Source organism: Mycobacterium sp. URHD0025 (assembly GCF_000426065.1).
Classification (GTDB): Bacteria; Actinomycetota; Actinomycetes; order Mycobacteriales; family Mycobacteriaceae; genus Mycobacterium.
Genome location: NZ_AUEQ01000012.1, coordinates 171,538 through 189,608 on the forward strand (window position 1 = coordinate 171,538; position 18,071 = coordinate 189,608).

The 18,071-nt window shown below is 66.7% G+C and carries 17 protein-coding genes; 9 read left to right on the plus strand and 8 right to left on the minus strand.

What is annotated here, in order from left to right:
- Positions 1-14: 14 nt before the first annotated feature.
- The gene (locus H977_RS0119505; RefSeq protein WP_029109431.1) at positions 15-1,415 is read right to left on the minus strand and encodes a mechanosensitive ion channel family protein; all 1,401 of its coding nucleotides are present in this window, start codon (positions 1,413-1,415) and stop codon (positions 15-17) included.
- Complete coding sequence (locus tag H977_RS0119510; RefSeq protein WP_051288957.1) at positions 1,412-3,565, minus strand: adenylate/guanylate cyclase domain-containing protein; 2,154 nt, start codon at positions 3,563-3,565, stop codon at positions 1,412-1,414. The genes H977_RS0119505 and H977_RS0119510 overlap by 4 nt, the downstream gene beginning before the upstream one ends.
- A gap of 61 nt (positions 3,566-3,626) precedes the next feature.
- Here H977_RS0119510 and H977_RS0119515 point away from each other — a divergent pair, with 61 nt between their 5' ends.
- Positions 3,627-4,067: a DUF1810 domain-containing protein gene (locus H977_RS0119515; protein ID WP_029109433.1), complete on the plus strand. Its 441-nt coding sequence runs from the start codon at positions 3,627-3,629 to the stop codon at positions 4,065-4,067.
- On the opposite strand, the gene H977_RS0119520 is transcribed toward H977_RS0119515, so the two are convergent.
- Genes H977_RS0119520 through H977_RS0119530 form a run of 3 tightly spaced genes read right to left on the minus strand, consistent with a single transcriptional unit; the run spans position 4,051 to position 7,555 of the window.
- Positions 4,051-5,358, minus strand: coding sequence for an alpha-amylase family protein (locus tag H977_RS0119520; RefSeq protein ID WP_029109434.1), 1,308 nt, complete (start codon positions 5,356-5,358; stop codon positions 4,051-4,053). The two genes, H977_RS0119515 and H977_RS0119520, sit on opposite strands and share 17 nt — an antisense overlap.
- A complete protein-coding gene (locus H977_RS0119525) occupies positions 5,351-5,830 on the minus strand; it encodes a nucleoside deaminase (protein ID WP_029109435.1) in 480 nt (159 codons plus the stop codon). The genes H977_RS0119520 and H977_RS0119525 overlap by 8 nt, the downstream gene beginning before the upstream one ends.
- Positions 5,831-5,866: 36 nt before the next feature.
- Entirely contained in the window at positions 5,867-7,555 is a 1,689-nt protein-coding gene (locus H977_RS0119530; RefSeq protein WP_286162651.1) for a tetratricopeptide repeat protein, read from the minus strand.
- Positions 7,556-7,664: 109 nt separating this feature from the next.
- Between H977_RS0119530 and H977_RS0119535 the strand changes: the two genes are divergently transcribed.
- Positions 7,665-8,294 carry a PaaI family thioesterase gene (locus H977_RS0119535; protein ID WP_029109437.1) on the plus strand — a complete coding sequence of 210 codons (630 nt, stop codon included), beginning with the start codon at positions 7,665-7,667 and terminating at the stop codon, positions 8,292-8,294.
- A 1-nt stretch (position 8,295) separates the two neighbouring features.
- On the opposite strand, the gene H977_RS0119540 is transcribed toward H977_RS0119535, so the two are convergent.
- Entirely contained in the window at positions 8,296-10,311 is a 2,016-nt protein-coding gene (locus H977_RS0119540; RefSeq protein WP_029109438.1) for an FUSC family protein, read from the minus strand.
- A gap of 85 nt (positions 10,312-10,396) precedes the next feature.
- Between H977_RS0119540 and H977_RS0119545 the strand changes: the two genes are divergently transcribed.
- Positions 10,397-11,122, plus strand: a complete 726-nt coding sequence (locus H977_RS0119545; protein WP_029109439.1) for an EthD domain-containing protein — start codon at positions 10,397-10,399, stop codon at positions 11,120-11,122.
- 58 nt (positions 11,123-11,180) lie between these two features.
- Complete coding sequence (locus H977_RS0119550) at positions 11,181-11,936, plus strand: enoyl-CoA hydratase/isomerase family protein (protein ID WP_029109440.1); 756 nt, start codon at positions 11,181-11,183, stop codon at positions 11,934-11,936.
- On the opposite strand, the gene H977_RS0119555 is transcribed toward H977_RS0119550, so the two are convergent.
- Together H977_RS0119555 and H977_RS0119560 are read right to left on the minus strand one after the other, a co-directional pair.
- A complete protein-coding gene (locus tag H977_RS0119555; protein ID WP_029109441.1) occupies positions 11,933-12,148 on the minus strand; it encodes a (2Fe-2S)-binding protein in 216 nt (71 codons plus the stop codon). The two genes, H977_RS0119550 and H977_RS0119555, sit on opposite strands and share 4 nt — an antisense overlap.
- Entirely contained in the window at positions 12,148-12,783 is a 636-nt protein-coding gene (locus tag H977_RS0119560; protein ID WP_029109442.1) for a hypothetical protein, read from the minus strand. Before H977_RS0119560 ends, H977_RS0119555 begins: the two co-directional genes overlap by 1 nt.
- A 242-nt stretch (positions 12,784-13,025) precedes the next feature.
- Here H977_RS0119560 and bfr point away from each other — a divergent pair, with 242 nt between their 5' ends.
- From bfr to H977_RS0119585, 5 genes are all read left to right on the plus strand, one after another.
- Positions 13,026-13,505, plus strand: a complete 480-nt coding sequence (gene bfr / locus H977_RS0119565; protein WP_029109443.1) for a bacterioferritin — start codon at positions 13,026-13,028, stop codon at positions 13,503-13,505.
- Positions 13,506-13,656: 151 nt separating this feature from the next.
- Positions 13,657-15,714, plus strand: a complete 2,058-nt coding sequence (locus H977_RS0119570) for an MDR family MFS transporter (RefSeq protein WP_029109444.1) — start codon at positions 13,657-13,659, stop codon at positions 15,712-15,714.
- Between the two features lie 41 nt (positions 15,715-15,755).
- Positions 15,756-16,238: a carboxymuconolactone decarboxylase family protein gene (locus H977_RS0119575; protein WP_029109445.1), complete on the plus strand. Its 483-nt coding sequence runs from the start codon at positions 15,756-15,758 to the stop codon at positions 16,236-16,238.
- 29 nt (positions 16,239-16,267) lie between these two features.
- Positions 16,268-17,638, plus strand: a complete 1,371-nt coding sequence (locus H977_RS0119580) for a type I glutamate--ammonia ligase (RefSeq protein WP_029109446.1) — start codon at positions 16,268-16,270, stop codon at positions 17,636-17,638.
- On the plus strand, positions 17,635-18,054 hold the full coding sequence (locus H977_RS0119585; protein ID WP_231396005.1) for a VOC family protein: 420 nt from the start codon (positions 17,635-17,637) through the stop codon (positions 18,052-18,054). Before H977_RS0119580 ends, H977_RS0119585 begins: the two co-directional genes overlap by 4 nt.
- Positions 18,055-18,071 lie beyond the last annotated feature (17 nt).

Sequence of the window (18,071 nt, forward strand, 5' to 3'; positions counted from 1 at the left end):
GTCGGCGGCGCCGGTCAGCGCCCGGGTGCGGTGAGCGCCTGTTTGACGCTGGCCCTGCGCTCCTCGATGGCCCGGCCGATCTCCTGTAGCAGCACAGGCTTTCGCGCGACGAGATCTTCGATGCACTCGCGGTCGAACTGCGCGACGGTGACCTCCGTCAGCGCGTATGCCGTTGTGGTGACCGGTTCGCGGGTCAGCGCGGTCTGGCCGAGAAAGTCGCCCTTCTCCAGGGTGAGGACGGGGACGAAGAGATCGCCGGTGCCGTTCGCGGCCAGTTGCACCGTGCCGGCGACGACGAAGCTCATCTTCTTGGGGACCTGACCGGCGACCTGGATGACCTCATCGGTGCCGTACCGGGCGAGCCGGGCGTATGGCAGCAGCTCCTGCTGATCCTCAGGGCTCAGGCGCAGGGTCGGGGCGATGAGGCGAAGCGTCTGTTCGACGCGTTCAGCGGTGGCGAACTCGTCCTCGGCCTCGTCCAGATGCAGACCGGCACGCCGCGAGGCGTACCAGGTCCAGCGCAGGAAGGTGGACCTCGCGGCGAAGTCGTCGGCGGGTGAGTGCAGCGGGATCATGGTCTTGTACTGCAACGCGCCGGCCGCGACGGTGGACACCGTGCCGTCGCGGCGGAGCTGGGGCAGCCGGCGGGCCACGTCGGTGAGTACCCGGCAGACCTCGTCGGGGGCATCGTCGACGGCGAACACGGTGACCACACTGATGGTGTGCGCGGCTGCCGGGCGGCTGAGGTTGGTGAACGATGCTCCGGCCAGCACGGAGTTCGGGATCACCTGCAGGCCGCTGCCGGTGTCAATGTGGGTCGCCCGCCAGTTCACCTCCACGACGCGGCCCCGCGCCGACGGCGCGTCGACCCAGTCGCCGAGCCGGAACGGCTGCTCGAACAGCAGCAGAAGTCCTGAGATGATCTGGCCGACGGAGTTCTGCAGCGCCAGGCCCAGCACGATCGAGGACACGCCCAGGGCTGTGAAAAGCCCACCGATGTTGGCGCCCCAGATGTAGGCGAAGATCAAACCGATGCCGACGGCGATCAGCGCGAATCGGGCGACGTCCAGGAAGATCGACGGAATACGCTTGCGCCAACTGCCTTCCGGGGCACTCTGGAAGAGCGTCGCGTTGAGCCCGGACAGCAGCAGGACCAGCACGACGAAGCCGAACACCGTCGCCACCATGCGGACCGGGGTGGTTTCTCCGGAGATCTGCATCGCCTGGATCAACAGGATCAGCAGCGCGCCCAGCGGCAGGATGTAGGTGCGGATCAGGTGCACCGGGCCGGCCAGAAAGCTGCCGCGCCGGCGCAGTGCGCTGTGGAGTTCGGTGAGCAGAACCAGACAGACCGGAAATCCGACCGCGACGCCCATCGCCCAGTAGAACCATGGAGCGTCGAGGACGCCTGTCATCGCCGGTCCTGGAGTTGCCAGATCGGCTCGTCTGTCCCATCCACCTGCACCGTGCCGGCCGGCTCCAGGTCGCGGGTATCGCCCACCACGTCGAACACCCGCGTGGTGACGTACACGCCCGGCTGTGGTGAGCCCCGCTGAACCCGGTAGGCGAGGTTTACCGCGGAACCCCACATGTCGTAGGCCAGATTGGAACGTCCCACCAAACCGCTACTGACCGCGCCGGTGTCGATTCCCGCGCGCAGCTTCAGTGCCGTCCCGGCCTCGGTGTTGAAGCGTTCGATGATGCGCTGCATTTCGAGAGCGAAGTCCACCATCCGCCGGACGTTGTCGAGGCGCGGTACGCTCAACCCTGAGCTGGCCCAGTAGCCGTTACGCAGAGTGCGAACCCGCTCCACCCCCAGATCGTCTGCGGCGGCATCGAATTGGTGCACCAGGCGGTTGACGATCGCCAGCGCCTCTTCCGAGGGCATTCCTGATGTCAGCTCGTCCAGACCGAACGTGTCGGCGAACAGGACGGTCACATTGTGGTGGTCCTGCGCGATCGTCTCTTCGCCGTCCCGGTAACGCTGCACCACCGATTCCGGCATGAGCGTGCGCAGCAACCGGTCGTTCTCCCGGCGTTGCTCGGCGAGCAGATCCTCCTTGATCGCCAAGTTGCGGCTCATGTCGTTGAATGCCGTTGTCAGATCACCGAATTCGTCGCGTGACTGCACCGGAATGGAGATGTCGTAATCGCCGGCGCCGATCTGCTGGGCGCCGGCCTCCAGCCGGCGCAACGGCCGGACGAACAATCGCGCCAACATCATGGCGGCCAGACACACGATGAAGGTGATGACCACCGTCGACAGCACGAGGGTGCGGGTGAACGTCGTGACAGGGGCGAAGGCTTCAGCTGTGTCGATCTTCGCGATGACCGACCAGTTCAGCCCGTGCAGGTTGACCGGCGCGTAGGCCTGCAGCGTCTCGTTGCCCAGGTAGTCGTCTTCGATCACGGTGCCGCTCTGGCCCCGCAAGGCCAGCCGGGTGGCGGTTGTCTCCACTGGCTGCACCAGCGTGGTGCCGTGCTGGCGCAGCGATTTCGCCGCCACGGCCGGCGGCGTCCCGGCATCGATGACGTCGCGTTCGAACTTCTCCGGATTCTCAAGGAACAGGCGCGAATCCGACCGCATCAGACCGTCGGGGCCCACCGCGAACGTCTCGCCGGTCGCGCCCATCCCGGCGGTCTCCCATTGTTTGTCGGCTGTCATCAGCCGGTTGATCTCGGAGATCGGGAACTGGAGTGCGAGCACACCCTCGACCCGGCCGGGCGGGCCGACCGGCGCCGTCATCCAGGCCGTGGGTTCATCGGCCGGCTGGTAGTCGCCGAAGTCGGTGATGCCGACATAGTCGACGGCGTTCGATTCCAGCGTCTTGTCGTAGGCGTCTTTCAGCAGGCTCTGGCGGTACGGACCCGTGAGGATGTTGGTGCCGAGGTCGACGCCCTTGTACGCCGTGTAGACCACGTTGCCCGCGGTGTCGAGCAGGAGCGCGTCCTCGAACTGGAAGCGTTCGACGATCTCTCGGAAGTAGTCGTTGAATCTGGCGTTCGCGGCCGACCAGGCACTGCCGTCGCGGGCGTCGTCGACGCGGATCGCCTTTTCCGCGTCGGCAACCGGTGCTGTGTAGTACGCCTGCAGGTACTTCTGTGCGTTGGAGGTGGGCAGCAGCCGGGACACGTCCACGGTGTCGCCGGTCTGCTCCTGTTCGTACGGTGTGAACTCGGTGTTGTAGTAGTCGACGATCGACTGCCACTGCTGCGGATTGACCGTCGAGTTGTTGAGCTGGCCGAATCCGCCGGAGAACGCCTCTACGGCCTCGATGGTCGTCGTTCCCCGCGTGTAGACGATCAGCGAATCCTCGAGGTCGGAGAACTTGGACTCCAACTGCCGGGTCTGCGATTCGCGCACCTCGGTCAGCCGGTCGAACACCGACTGCCGAAGCGAGGACCGCCCGGACTGGTATCCGATGGCGCCCACCACGGCGGCCGACAGGATGCTGGTCACCAGCAGCATGACCAGCAGCTTCGACTGAATGCTGATCCGGGACAGAACCGGCCGGCGCACACTTCCGGGCGGGGCGACGTGCTCTGCGTCGGCTGTTGTAGTCATTGAATCCCGAAGATTAGCTTGTCACGATGTATTGCGTGAGGCTGCGCGACAAACTTCGCCCATGAGCGCCCCGTTCGACTTGCACAGATTCGTCGACGCCCAGGCCGGCGTGTACGCCGATGTCTGCGATGAACTGCGGGAAGGCCGCAAGCGCGGCCACTGGATCTGGTTCATCTTCCCCCAGCTGCGGGGGCTGGGCCGAAGCTCGACCGCCCAGTACTACGGCATAGCCTCGCGCCAGGAGGCGTGCGCGTATCTGGCCCATGATGTTCTCGGTCCCCGGTTGCGGGAGTGCGCCCGGTTGGTGGCCCAGGTCGACGGGCGCACGGCCGAGCAGATCTTCGGTCGGCCGGACTGCCTCAAGGTCTGCTCATCCATGACGTTGTTCGCCGCGGCCGCTGCCGACCCTTCCGAGCGCGCGGACTTCCAGGCCGTACTGGACAAGTTCTATGACGGGCGCGGTGACCCGTTGACCCTCGAAATGCTCAGTGCGGCTCGATGATCAGCCACCCGTGTGGAGGAACGTGCGGGTGGCTGATGTCGTCCTGCGGCGGTGCTCCCGAACCGGCGACCACTCGGCCGGACGCCAGCCCGAGATCGGGCAGGGACAGCGGCAGCGGCGCTTCGTCGATATTGAGTGCGACGACCAGTGACTCGGCACCGGCACTGGTGCGGTAGACGTAGTGCGTGTTGGTGATCTGCACCGGTGAGGTCTTCGCGGTGTGCAGCCAGGGATGGCGCCGACGCAATCCGATCAGATACTGATGCAGCCGCAGCGCATCGGAATCATCGGGGGGAGTGGTGAATTCCGGACGAACCGCATCGTCGCCGCCGCGGCGTTCCTCCTTGACGCCGCGGTAGCCCGACTCGTCGCCCGCATAGATGCTCGGCGTTCCGCCCGTGGTCAGCAGCAACACCAGGGCGTGCTCCAGGTGCGCGGAATTCTGCAACTGGCTGGCGATCCGGGTCACGTCGTGGTTGCCCACGAAGGTCAGCGGGACAAACGTGTCCAGGAAGTCGTTGTGCCGCTTGAGCGCCCAGTCCAGTTCGTGGAAGTTACCGTCGTTGAGGCTGCTCCAGACCGCCTTCCAGAGCTCGTACTGGGTCACCGAGTCGAATGTGGAGGCGTGGACCGTCGCGGAGTAGTCGCCGTGGATCACCTCGCCGACGAACCAGGCGTCGGGGAACTCGCGGCGCACCGACGGCAGCACCTGCGCCCAGAATCGGTCCGGCACCGCATACGCGGCGTCGAGGCGCCAACCGTCGGCACCGCGGTCGAGCCAGTGCCGCAGCACGGTGGCGGTGTAGTCGACCACCTCTGGCTCGTCGTGGTTGAGCGCGATCAGCTCGTCGTGCCCTTCGAACGTATCGAATCCGGGTGCTTTGCCGGCCCGCCGAAACCAGCTCGACGCAGGGTGGTCGGGCCCGCCGTCGACGGCTTCGCGGTATCGGGCGAAGTCGGTGCCGACATGGTTGAACACCCCGTCGAGCAGGATTCGTAGCCCGCGCCGGCGCGCTTCGGCGACGAGGTGGTCGAAGTCGTCGTCGTCACCGAGGCGCGGGTCGATGCGGAAGTGGTCCGTGGTGTCGTAACCGTGGGTTCGTGAGGCGAAGATCGGACCGAGCGCGATACCGGAGGCACCGAGCCGCACAGCATGGTCGAGCCATCCGACGACACGGCGCAGCCGGTGCTCGTCGGCTGACGGCGGTGGGTCTGCGGGGAACGCGCCGACGAAACCCAGTGGATAGATCTGCCACCAGACGGCGTGCGCGACCCAGGACGGCTCAGACACGAAACTTCGCCGCGTACAGATCTTTCATGGTCTCGGCCAGTTCCCGCGCCGGCCCGTCCACCTCGAGGCCGGGGGCCACGGTGGCGATCGGCAGGGCGGCCACCGGGGCGGCAGGCACACCCCATTCGGACAACCAGCCGACCAGCTGCTCCGACGAGGTGGCGTAGACGATCCGGCCCAGCCCCACCCAAGCGTGTGCGGCAGAGCACATCGGACAGTGCTCACCGGAGGTGTACACCGTGGCGCGGGCGCGGTCCCGGGGGCTCAGGTGCTCGACGGCCCAACGGGCGATGGCGAACTCGGGATGCTGGGTGGCATCGCCGTCCTTGACCCTGTTGCGGTCGGCGAACACCGTGGTTCCGGTGTGATCGACCAGGATCGACCCGAAGGGCTCGTCACCGTCGTGAAGCGCTTCGCGGGCCAACTCGACACATCTGCGCAACTGACCGAGGTCGTTCTCGCTGATAGCCACGCGGGCGAGTTTACGCTCGGGGCGGTGCCGGACTGATCAGTCGCCGCCACAGCAGGCGTTGGGCACCTGTAGGCGGCACGCGCAGGAGGCCTGCACCGCGACGTCGGCACGGGCTTGGGCCAACTCCAGTTGCTGCCCGATGATGACGGCCTCGGCGTCGCGGCCCAGCCGGCGCAGGCATTCGTGGTAGCCGTGCAGGCTCCAGACATTGTTCGGATGGTGGCTGGACCGGCTCAGTGTGGGGTCCAGGCCAAGGTCGGCGGCATAGACGCGGGCGGCCTCCTCGACATGTCCCTGTTCGAGCAGCAGTGCGCCGTAGGCATGCCGGGTGGGCTGCATCCATCCCCAGGGCTCGTCGTAGGGCAGGGCGTCGTCGAGCTCGATGGCCCGGCGCAGGTACGTGAATGCCGTTTCGTAGTCGCCTTCCCGATAGGCGATTTCACCGTTGAGCATCTGCTCGGCGATGGCCAGGATGTCCCGGCTGGTGTTGTTGAACAGGTAGCGCGTCTCGGGGATGCGCCCGTATGCGGCGAGGAACCTGTCGCGCTCGGAACGGGCCTGCTCCACCCGGCCGGTGGCCGCGTAGGCGACGCCGCGGCCGTAGTGGATGGTCGCGGTCGTGGTGCAGTAGAGCTCGGGATCGGCGGGCAGAGGTTCGGCGATCAGCTCGTCCCAGCGGCCGAACCGCACCAGCACGTGCACCCGCAGGGGAACGAAGGCCTCCAGCCAGTCGGCCATCGGCGGTGAGGCGACCGAGAGGACCTCGGGGGTGAGCTGCGTGGACAGCTCCTCGGCGGCGTCCAGGGCGATCTGCGAACTGCCCTCGAACATGGCCGAATACACGACGAAATGAAGGTCGTGCGCCCGGTACAGCGAATAGAAGTTCAGTGCCCCCTCGCGGGCCACGAACTCTCTGTCCGCTTGTACCGCAGCCAGATTGGCCGTCACCGAGTTGCGGTAGTCCCCACACAGCACGTCGATGTGGCTGGCCATGTGTTGCAGATGACCGGCGTCGGGCACCAGCCCGCGCAACAGATCGGCGGCGGGCAGCGCCGCCTGGGGCGTCGTCGACATCTCCATCGCGTGGATGTACAGATGCAGGATCCCGGGGTGTCGCCGTCCGGCGGCGGTGGCCAGCGCCGCGTCGAGGATCCGTTTCGCCTCCACCACACGGGATCCCGGAGCGGGCTCACCGGTGCGGCCGTCCCACAACGCCCACGCGGTCACATTGAGCAGGGCGTCGGCGGCCAGCGTCTGCACGTCGATGTCCTCGGGATGGGCGGCGGCCAGCGCCGTCATCGCATCGGCGTAGTCGGCGTGCCCGGCCGTGAGGGCTTCGGCGTCCTCGGGATCGGCGGTCGGAAATCGCTTGTGCAGAGCGGTGATCAGGTCGCGTTCCAGTGCCGAGGCGCGGCCCGTGGCGGCGCGCTCGAGTTCGGTGCGGGCCCGGGCCAGCGATGTGGTCAGGTCGACCGGGTCGAACGCGTCCCAGGCTTTGTTGTAGTTGGGGCCGACCGCGTAGGCGATGCCCCAGCGGGCGAGTGCGAAATCCGGGTCGAGCCGCAGTGCCCGCTCGAAGCAGCGGATGGCCTCCTCGTGGTTGAAGGCGTATGACCAGACCATGCCGCGGTCGAACCAGATCTGCGCCGGCGGCGAGGGGGTATCCGTCGGCCGGTGATAGGCCCCGAGCCGGTAGTACGGTTCGGTCTGGGCGGGATCCGTCACGATGCTGACGTTAGTTCAGCAACCATGGCGCTGCGTACCGTTGGACGAACCACTGAGTCGAATGCCGGCTGGCTCGACACCGGCGCGCCGCACATGTTCTAGTTCCCCAATGGCGGGTTACACCCATGTCGAGGGTCTCAGTTCCGCGGATGTTCAGCGGCTGCGGTCGGTGTGGGCGCCGTTGGCCGATTCGGTGCGGGCACTGATCGACGCCAGTATCCGTTCGCAGGTCGATGCCGACGAGGTCGCGGCGGTGCGGGCCCAGATCGAGGATGCGACCGCGCGGTTGCGGGCCGAGCAGATTGACGGGCCGTTCGGTGTGCAGTTCACGTCGGACGGGGACCGGATGCCGTGGGGCAACCCGGCGATCGGGATCCGCAATCCGATCGCCCCGCCACTGGTGATGGTCAAGGACCCCGACGGTGGTGTCCACACCGATTTCCATCTCGGCGCCCCCTACGAAGGGCCGCCCGGCCACGTGCACGGCGGCATGGTGGCCATGGTGCTCGATCACGTGCTGGGGGAGGTTGCTGCCAGCGACTCGGACCGCCCGCGGTTCACCGGCACTCTGACCATCCGCTATCTGCGGGCGACTCCGTTGGGCGATCTGCACGCCGAGGGCCGGATCACCCGTACTGATGGGATCAAAGCCTTTGCCTCGGGCCATGTTTCAGATGCCGAGGGGATCACCGCTGAGGCCGAAGGCGTTTTCATCCTGCCGAAATGGGCGCGCGGGTGAGCTAGCGCGAGTCGCCGGCGGGTTCGACGCGATCGATCGCGATGTCCTCCAGGCTGCGGGTGATCGTGGTCAATTCGCCGATCAGGATGCGGGCCGCGCCGTTGTCGGCGGACAGCGTCGAGGCCACGTTGTGCACGCGGCGCAGTGCGGTCGACAGTTCGGCGGTATCCAGGCTCCACGGCACGGCTGGGCTCGGTGGTGCTCCGCGAAGTGCCTCGACGTAATCGTCGACCGCGGCAATGAACTCGCCGTGCAGGGCTGACGACGGATGTGTCGGCAGGCTATTCTCCAGCGTGGTGCAGGCACTGGTCACCGAGTTCAGGGCAGTGCGGTAGGACCGTAGCCACCGCCGCAGGATCGGTGGGTCCAGGCTGGTGGCGCCCCACGCGGCCTCGAATGCGGCCCGGGCCCGGAACGCCCGCTGCCACGCCGCCGACAGGATTTCCGTCGGGTGGTCGATTTCGTGCACGAATGCCTTGATCACCAGTGCGGCGTAGTCGATCTCGGTCATCAGCAGTTCCCCGGCCCGCTGACGCAGCCGGATCATGGCGTGGTCGGGCAGCGCCACGTGGGCCATGACGGCCAGGGCGCCGCCGATCATCACAGCGAACAGGCGGTCGGTGTTGCCGGACCAGGGCGCCGATGCGCTCACTCCGATGGCGAACATCACGATCGCGCCGACGGTCGCGCCGACGGCGAGATAGCCGAACCGCGCGACGGCGTAGGCCAATCCGACGAACAGCAGCGCGCATACGGCCGAGCCGATCGGGCCGGGCTGCCAGACGAATGTGAGGATCGAGGCGACGACGATGCCGACGCAGAGTCCGGCGATACGACCGGCGCACCGGGTGTAGGTGTGTGCCGTCTCCGGTCGCATGACCACCACCACGGCCAACGGCATCCAGTAGCCGTGTTCCAGACCGCCGTACCGGGCCGCCGCGACCGCGAGCGCCGTCGTCACCGACAGCCGGATGGCGTGGCGGAGGATCGGGGAGGTCCAGGTCAGGTGTGAGCGCACCACGGCCGGTGCCGAGGCCAGCGACCCGATGAGGTCAGGCCGGTGCAACTGGCCGAACCGCAGTACCGTTGCCTCGCGCAGTTGCTCGCAGAATCGTTGTGCGAGCGCCGCTTCGGGACCTGTCACGGCGGCCGCGGCACTCTGGACACGCACCAGGGCATGCTCGGCGTCCCGCCGTGCGGTGTGCCCGTGATCGGCGATCGCATCGAGCAGCACCGCCGCGGCGGTCAGCAGTTGTGCCAGCCCGTTGTCGGTCGCGGAGCGGTCGTCGGTCTTGTGGTCGGCGGTGGCATGCAGCTCGGCCAGTGTGCCGGCGAGGCGTTCTGGCAGCCGGTATCCGCCGTGGTAGGCCCGCGGCCGCTGGCTGACCTGGCTGTCGGCGAACACCTCACGTAGCCAGGTGAGCGGCGCGTCGTTGACGTTGGCTGCGCTGTCGGCCGCGACGTTGCGTGAATCGGTGGCCAATGACCGGTAGGCGCGGGTGAGTCCTTCGCGTTGGGCTCGCCAGCGCCGGGGCGGCCACACGGCGATGAGTACCGCCTGCACCACACCGGCGATCACCACGAGGGCGGGTGCCAGCAGGACCTGCGCGGGCGTCGGCGCGATCGGTGGCGTCAGCACCAGCAGTGCGCTGGCCGCCGAGGCCACCAGACCCGCATTGGCACCGAGCGACCACTGCATGCCGGCGGCGAAGCACCACAGCGCCACTACGGCGATGAACACCGGGCTGTGCCTGCCGGCCACGGTTCCGAGCAGCACGGCGATGGCCAGTTCGACGGAGCCGGTGACGACCAGGGGGACGCGGCCGCCGGGGCTGCGCTGCAGCGCGATGGCGCCGGCGATCACGCCGGCGCTCAGTGTCCACATCGCGGTGGCGCCGGAGCCCCACGCCATGGCGACGGCAGTCACCGCCAGGACGCCGATCAGGCTTCGGGCCACCGCGCCGGCGTCGGGGGTGCTCAGCCGAAGCGCGTCGGCTGCCTGTCCGCCCGTGTGCACCCCACCATTCTCGCTCGGCGCGGGCTGCCCGTGTGCCAACCGCCCACGCGTGGCGCGGATCGGTGCGCCGGTAGGTTCTGCTGGTGTGGAGAAAGTCATCGTCCTGCTACGCGCCCCGCAATCGGATCAGCAGTGGTGTGAGCGGCTTCGCGGCCGCGTCGCCGATGAGCTGCTGGCGCTCGGGCTCCCCGGCCTGACGGTCAACGTTCGTGACGACGCGGTGCGCGAGTCGTTGATGACGCTGACGACGCTGGATCCGCCGGTGATGGCGGTGGTCAGCTTGTGGACCCAGCAGTACTACGGTGACCAGGTCGGTCGGGCGTTGGAACTGCTTGCGGCTGAATGCGATTCACTCGCGGCGTATCTGGTCACCGAATCGGTCCCCATGGCGCCGCCCCCGATGGGGGTGGGGGAGCGCACCGACGGGCTGGCCAATATCGCGCTGTTGCGCCGGCCACCGGAGCTCGATGAGGCCACTTGGCTGCACCGTTGGCACGTCGACCACACCTCGGTGGCCATCGAAACCCAGGACACCTTCGGCTATACCCAGAACACCGTGGTCCGGGCATTGACCGACGACGCCCCGGCGATCGACGGCATCGTGGAGGAGTTGTTCCGCCAGCAGGCGGTGTCGGATCTGCACGTGTTCTTCGGCGCCGCCGACGACGACGATCTGGCCGACCGCATGCGCCGCATGGTGGCCAGTACCGACGCCTTCGGTGCCAGCAGCAACATCGATACCGTGCCGACCAGCCGTTATGTCTTCGCCAGCCCACACGCGGGCGGTGTGTCCGCACCCGGCCCGCAATAGTGGAACGTGTTCTAGTTAGGCTGCAGCGGTCACACGGCGCGTACGCGAGGAGTGAGAAATGGCCCTGCTGATCGAGGACAACAACCGGGTTCGCACTCTGACCCTCAACCGCCCGGACGCGCTCAATGCGTTCAACGAGGCGCTGTACGACCAGACGACGGTCGCGTTGCGCGCCGCCGCCGAGGATCCCGACGTGGCCGTGGTGCTGCTGACGGGCGCCGGAAGGGCGTTCAGCGCGGGCAATGACCTCGTCGAGATGCAGACCCGCATAACCAACCCGGAATTCACCCCGGGAGAGCACGGCTTCTACGGCATGCTCGAGGTGCTGGCGGATTTCCCGAAGCCGCTGATCTGCGCGGTCAACGGGGTCGGCGTGGGTATCGGCGCCACCATCCTCGGGTTCGCCGATCTGGCGTTCATGTCGTCCTCGGCCCGGTTGAAGTGTCCGTTCACGAGCCTGGGCGTGGCGCCCGAGGCCGCCTCGTCGTATCTGATGCCACGGTTGCTCGGCAGGCAGAACGCCGCGTGGCTGCTGATGTCGTCGGAATGGGTGGACGCGACCGAGGCCCGCGAGATGGGTCTGGTGTGGAAGGTCTGCGAGCCCGACACTCTTTTGGCCGAGGCTCGCCGGTATGCCGAAACGCTGGCGGCCAAACCGATTTCGAGTCTGATCGCCGTCAAGCAGGCCATGGTCGCCCCGATCCGCGACCAGATCGCGGCGGCCGTGGAGCGGGAGAAGGGCTTGTTTGTCGAGCTGGTGGGCGCGGCGGCCAACATCGATGCGCTGGCTCAGTTCGCCGACCGCAAGAGTTAGTGGGTGGCCCGCGAAGGGCAACCGTTGAACTGGGTGGGACAGCCCTGGGCCGCCTGATGGGCGGCGATGATGGCACGGATGGTGCGGCGGCAGCGGCCGCAATCGGCTCCCGCGCCGCAGGCCTCGGCGACCGCTTTGGAGGTGGTGGCCCCGGACTCCACGATCTCGTTGACGACCTGACTCGTCGCGCCGGTGCACAGGCAGACGAACATCAGTCTTCCCGCTCGTCGACGTTCATGATGTGGGCCAACTTGCCCACGAACAGGCTGGGGTATGCACCGAATCCGGCGGTGGTCATCCATTCGGCGGCCGCGTCCGGATGATCGATCCACTGCCTGGCGCTGACCTCGTCGGAGACCTCCTGCAGGATCATCACTTCCTGGCCGTCGTCGAGCGCCTGGTAGACCCAGATCTTGCGAATGCCGCCCTGCTCGAACCGGTCCAGGCCGTCATGCACTTTGCGCATCAGGGTGGGGACGTCGTCGACGGTGGCCACCGCGCCCACGATCACCCCGGCCACATGCCCCTCCGGGGACGGCTCGGTGAGATCGATTTTCTCCACCACTTCGCCACCGAAAATCGGCGGAATATCTTCGACACCGGAAATGTCGAACCACTCGAATATCGCCGGTGAACGCAATACATCGCGAATGGAACGGGCATGCCGTATACCGATGGTCACCAATACCCGGCCCGGCTCCCAAATCGATTTGTACAGCACCACATGGTGGGCGCCGATCGACATCAGGCCGGAACGGTGTTTCCTCATCCATTTCCACATTTGTTCGACATCTTCGACGCGGAAATCGCAAGAAAGTATGAGCGAGTGCAAATCGTACCCACTCATTTGTGACCGGCCTTTCTTTCGGGGTGCGGCAAGGGATTAGCGCAGTCTAACCTTAGTTAGGACAGCCAGTCCACTCTTCGTGGCCACGCCTCGGTCCGGGGGCCCCAGAAGTTCCGGTAATACCGCAAGAACACGCCGAATTAGGTGTCAACCATTGCGTCCCACAGTGCTTTCTGGACTAGATTGGATGTGCATGGCAAACGGCAACACTTGACCAGCCCTCAAGGTGCTTAGGAGTAACGATGCAAGGCGATCCGGATGTTCTGAAATTGCTCAACGAGCAATTGACCAGTGAACTCACCGCAATCAACCAGTATTTCCTGCATTCGAAAATGCAGGATAATTGGGGATTCACCGAACTGGCTGAACACACCCGTTCCGAGTCTTTCGAAGAGATGCGGCACGCGGAGACCATCACGGACCGAATCCTGCTCTTGGACGGACTGCCCAACTATCAACGACTGTTTTCGCTGCGCGTCGGCCAGACGCTTCGTGAACAGTTCGAGGCGGACCTGGCAATCGAGTACGAGGTGGTTGCGCGGCTTCGACCCGGAATAATCATGTGCCGCGAAAAGGAGGACGCGACCTCGGCGCGGATCCTGGAGACGATCCTGGCCGACGAAGAGTCGCACATCGACTATCTGGAGACCCAGCTCGAGCTCATGGAGAAGTTGGGCGACGCGCTCTACGCAGCGCAGTGTGTCTCCCGCCCGCCCCAATAGGCTGGGAGAAGCGCCGCCGTTTCGATTGAAGCCGCCCTGGGTAGCCGGTCACCGCCGGTTGTCGTCCAGGGCGGCTTTGTTCATGCTGTAACTTTCATAGCCTGTCTAACGATAGTCATGGTTGTACTGGCCAGGCTGGTGAAAGGAACTCATGTCTAGCCCATCGACCACCGCCGAGCAGGCAACTGGCGGCGCGCTGTTGAGTGTGCGCAGGCGCAATCTCGTCTTCGTCGCAGTCCTGCTCGGCATGCTCCTGGCCTCACTGAACCAGACCATCGTCGCCACCGCCCTGCCCACGGTGGTGGCAGATCTCGGCGGCGCCGGACATCAGGCCTGGGTGGTCACCAGTTATCTGTTGGCCTCGACCGTGGTCACCGCCGTGGTCGGCAAGGTCGGCGACATCTTCGGCCGGAAAGTGGTGTACCAGACGGCCGTTCTGTGTTTCCTCGTCGGATCGGTGCTCAGCGGTCTGTCGGGATCGATGGCCATGCTGGTGGCCGCGCGGGCGCTGCAGGGCATCGGTGGCGGCGCGATCATGGTGACCTCCTCGGCGCTGATCGCCGAGGTCATCCCGCTGCGAGATCGTGGGCGCTACCAGGGTGCCCTCGGGGCGGTGTTCGGCGTCACCACCGTGGCCGGTCCGCTCCTCGGCGGCTTCGTCACCGATCACCTGGGGTGGCGCTGGGCATTCTGGCTCAGCATCCCGGTTGCTGTTCTCGTCCTCCTGGTCTCCGCCGCCACGATCCCGGCATTCGCTGCGCGCGCTTCCCGCCCGGTGATCGACTACGCCGGAATCGTGTGGGTCGGCATCGGGGCATCCGGCCTGACGCTGGCGACCAGCCTCGGCGGTGAGTTGGCCTGGACCTCACCCGCCATCATCGGACTGGCCGTCGGCTCGGTCCTGGCCCTGGCGATGTTCGTCCGGGCGGAAACCCGGGCAGCCGAACCGATTCTGCCGATGCGATTGTTCCGCAATCCGGTGTTCACCATGTGTTGCGTGCTGTCGCTCGTGGTCGGCTTCGCGATGCTCGGTGCACTGACCTTCATGCCCACCTTCATGCAGTTCGTCGACGGTGTGTCACCGTCGGAGTCGGGGTTGCGGACCATGCCGATGGTGGTCGGACTGCTGATCACGTCGACAGTCAGCGGCAGTCTGGTGGGACGCACCGGCCGCTACAAGATCTACCCGGTCGCCGGTACGGCGATCATGCTCGTGGGTTTTGTGCTGCTGTCGCGGATGAACGCGGCGACACCGATCCCGCTGCAGTCGCTTTACCTGTTGATCCTGGGCGCGGGGATCGGCATGTGCATGCAGGTGCTCGTTCTCATCGTGCAGAACACCTCCGATTTCACGGATCTCGGCGTCGCGACGTCGGGCGTGACGTTCTTCCGCACCATCGGGAGTTCGTTCGGTGCCGCGATTTTCGGCTCGCTGTTCGCCGGCTTCCTCTCGGACCGGTTGCCGGGCGCGTTGGCGGCCAGCGGCGCCCCGCCCGTCGCGGGTGCATCTCCGGCGGCACTGCACAAACTCCCGCCCGACGTCGCCGCCCCGATCGTGAATGCCTACGCCGATGCTCTGGATCTGGTGTTCCTCTGTGCGGCGCCGGTGGCGCTCGTCGGCTTGATCGTGGCGCTGTTCCTCAAGGAGGTGCCGTTGATCGACGCGGAGGCGACCTCGGCGGTCGACCTCGGCGAAGGCTTCGGCATGCCGAGCGCGGAGTCCTCGGACCAGGTTCTGGAGACCGTGGTCAGCCGGTTGATGCGCAGCTCACCCGAAATACGGCTGCGGAGCGTCGCCGGAACGCCGGGGTGCGAGCTGGATGTCGCCGGCCTGTGGGCGCTGCTGAAGATCTACCGGCACAGCCAGATATTCGGCTCCGCGCGGCTGACCGAGATCGCCGATCGGCTCGTCGTGCCATACGAAGTGCTGGAGCCGACGTTCAACCGGTTGGTGCAGGACGGCTATGTGCTGCGCACCGGGGACACGTTGTGGCTGACACAAACTGGGGTGCAGCAGGTCGACGGCGTGTCCGCCGCCCTGGTGGGGCGCATCGTCGACAAGTTGGGTGAGTCGCCGTTGTTCGAGGGCCGGCCCGACCGTGCGCAGGTCGAGGCCGCTCTCGAACGGATCGCTCATCGGGTGGTGGTGCAGCGGGACTGGGGCGACGACGGTGCCGCGCAGCTCAGCGCGGCGGGAACGAAAAACTAGAACTTGTTCCAGAATCGCCGGCTCGCGCGTACGATTCGGCCATGAGCCGTATCGGAGAATTTCCCGACGACGACGTGGCCGGCTGGATCTTGCGGTCTCCCGAGATCGGCACAGCCATGGCCAACTACACCAATGCGGTGTACACCAAGGGCCGGCTGCCGCTGCGGGTGCGTGAGCTGGCCCGCATGGTGATCGCGCTGGACAACGAATGCGTGGTGTGCCAGAACACCCGTGACTCCGACGGGGCCGCGGCGGGCGTGGACGAGGATCTCTACGATCACGCCGCCGAGTGGCGGACCTGGCCGGGTTACAGCCCGCAGGAGCGGATCGCGGCCGAGTTCGCCGAGCGTTTCGCGAGCGATCACACCGGATTGCGTGACGACGAGGACTTCTGGGAGCGGGCGGGGGAGCAGTTCGATGCCGAGCTGCTCACCGACCTGGCGTTGTCGTGCGCGATGTGGCTGGGCATGGGCCGGATGCTGCGGACGCTCGACATCGGCCAAACCTGCAAGATCACGCTGTAGCTCGCGGCGCCTCGGCGCACAATGAGGATGTGACATCCGGATCGTCAGGACCGGCGAAACCCCTGGCTGCGGCCGCCATCGCGCAGCTGGAATCGGACGGGGTCGCGACGCTGATCGGTACGGTGACCGGTCCGGCGGGGCTGACCCACGCGAAAACCGTTCCGCTGCGCCGGATGGGCACCTTCGCGGATCCGGGTCTGGGCGCCAGCCCCGTGTTTCACGCGTTCACCATCGATCAGACCGGTATCGCGATGGGCGGGGACATCGGAGTGGTGGGGGATCAGCGGATCCGCATCGACCTCGGCGCCTTGCGGATCCTGGGTGACGGATTCGCTTGGGCCCCAGCGGCCTTCTACAACCAGGACGGATCTTTCGACCCGTACTGCAGCCGCGGTGTGCTGCAGCGGGTGCAGGACGGTCTGGACGCTGCCGGCCTCACCGCACTCGTCGGGCATGAGGTGGAGTTCGTGCTGGTCGCACCCGACGGGGGCCGGCTGCCGTCGCTGCTGTGGGCGCAGTACGGGCTGGCCGGGGTGCTCGAATTCGAGGGATTCGTCCGCGACGTCACGGATGCGGCCAACGGCTCCGGAGTCACGATCGAGCAGTTCCACCCCGAGTACGGGACCAACCAGTTCGAGATCTCCCTGGCGCCGTTACCGCCGGTGGCCGCCGCCGACCAGCTGATCCTCACCCGGATCATCGTGTCCCGAGTTGCCCGGCGCTACGGGATGCGGGTCAGCCTGTCCCCGTTGCCTTTTGCCGGCGGCGTGGGTTCTGGTGCGCACCAGCATTTTTCGCTGAGCCTGGCCGGTGTGCCCTTGTTCTCAGGCGGCACCGGCGCCCGTGGAATGACGCCCGAAGGCGAGTCCGCGCTGGCCGGACTGCTCGCCGGGTTGCCCGCCGCGCAGGGCGTGCTGTGCGGATCGGTGCTGTCCGGGCTCCGCATGCAGCCGGGTTACTGGGCAGGCGCCTACAACTGCTGGGGCACCGAAAACCGCGAAGCCGCCGTACGTTTCCTGATCGGCGGCCCGAGCAATCCCTACGGCGCCAACGTCGAGGTCAAGGTCATCGACCCCTCGGCCAACCCCTACCTGGCCACGGCGACGATCCTCGGCCTGGCTCAGCACGGGATCAGCCAGAGCCTGGTACCGGCGCGTGAGGTACCGGTCGATCCGGACTCGCTGACCGACGCCGAGCGTGCCGATGACGGGATTGCGCTCTTGCCGAACAGGCAGGCCGACAACCTTGCCGCACTGCGCTCTTCGACGCTGATCCGGGACATACTCGGTGACCCGGCAGTCGATTCCGTACTTGCGGTCCGCGACTACGAGCGGGAGACCTTCGGTGACCTCGGCACCGAGCAACTCACCGAGCGATTCCGCATGGCCTGGAGTGTGTGAGCGGGGGACAGGGCGGTTTGGCCGGCGCCGCGTACGGCAATATCGGTGACATGATCGGAACACTTCGCTCCATCGTGCTGGACACCCGGGATCCCGCTTCGCTCGCGGCCTTTTACGCGGAGCTGCTCGGCGGGACCGTCACCACCGAGGACGACACATGGGTGGTGGTGACAGACCCGGCGGGCCGGCGAGTGGCGTGCCAATATTCACCCGAGCACGAGCCGCCCGAGTTCCCCGATCCGCGGGGGTCTCAGCAGATCCATCTGGACATCCAGGTCGACGATCCGGACGAGGCGCACCGTCAGGTTGTGGCGCTGGGCGCCACCCGCGTCAGCGATGCCGTTGGTGAGGAGTACTTTCGGGTGTTCCGGGATCCGGCAGGGCACCCGTTCTGCCTGGTGTGGGGTATCGACTGAGGGGCCGCCGATGTACC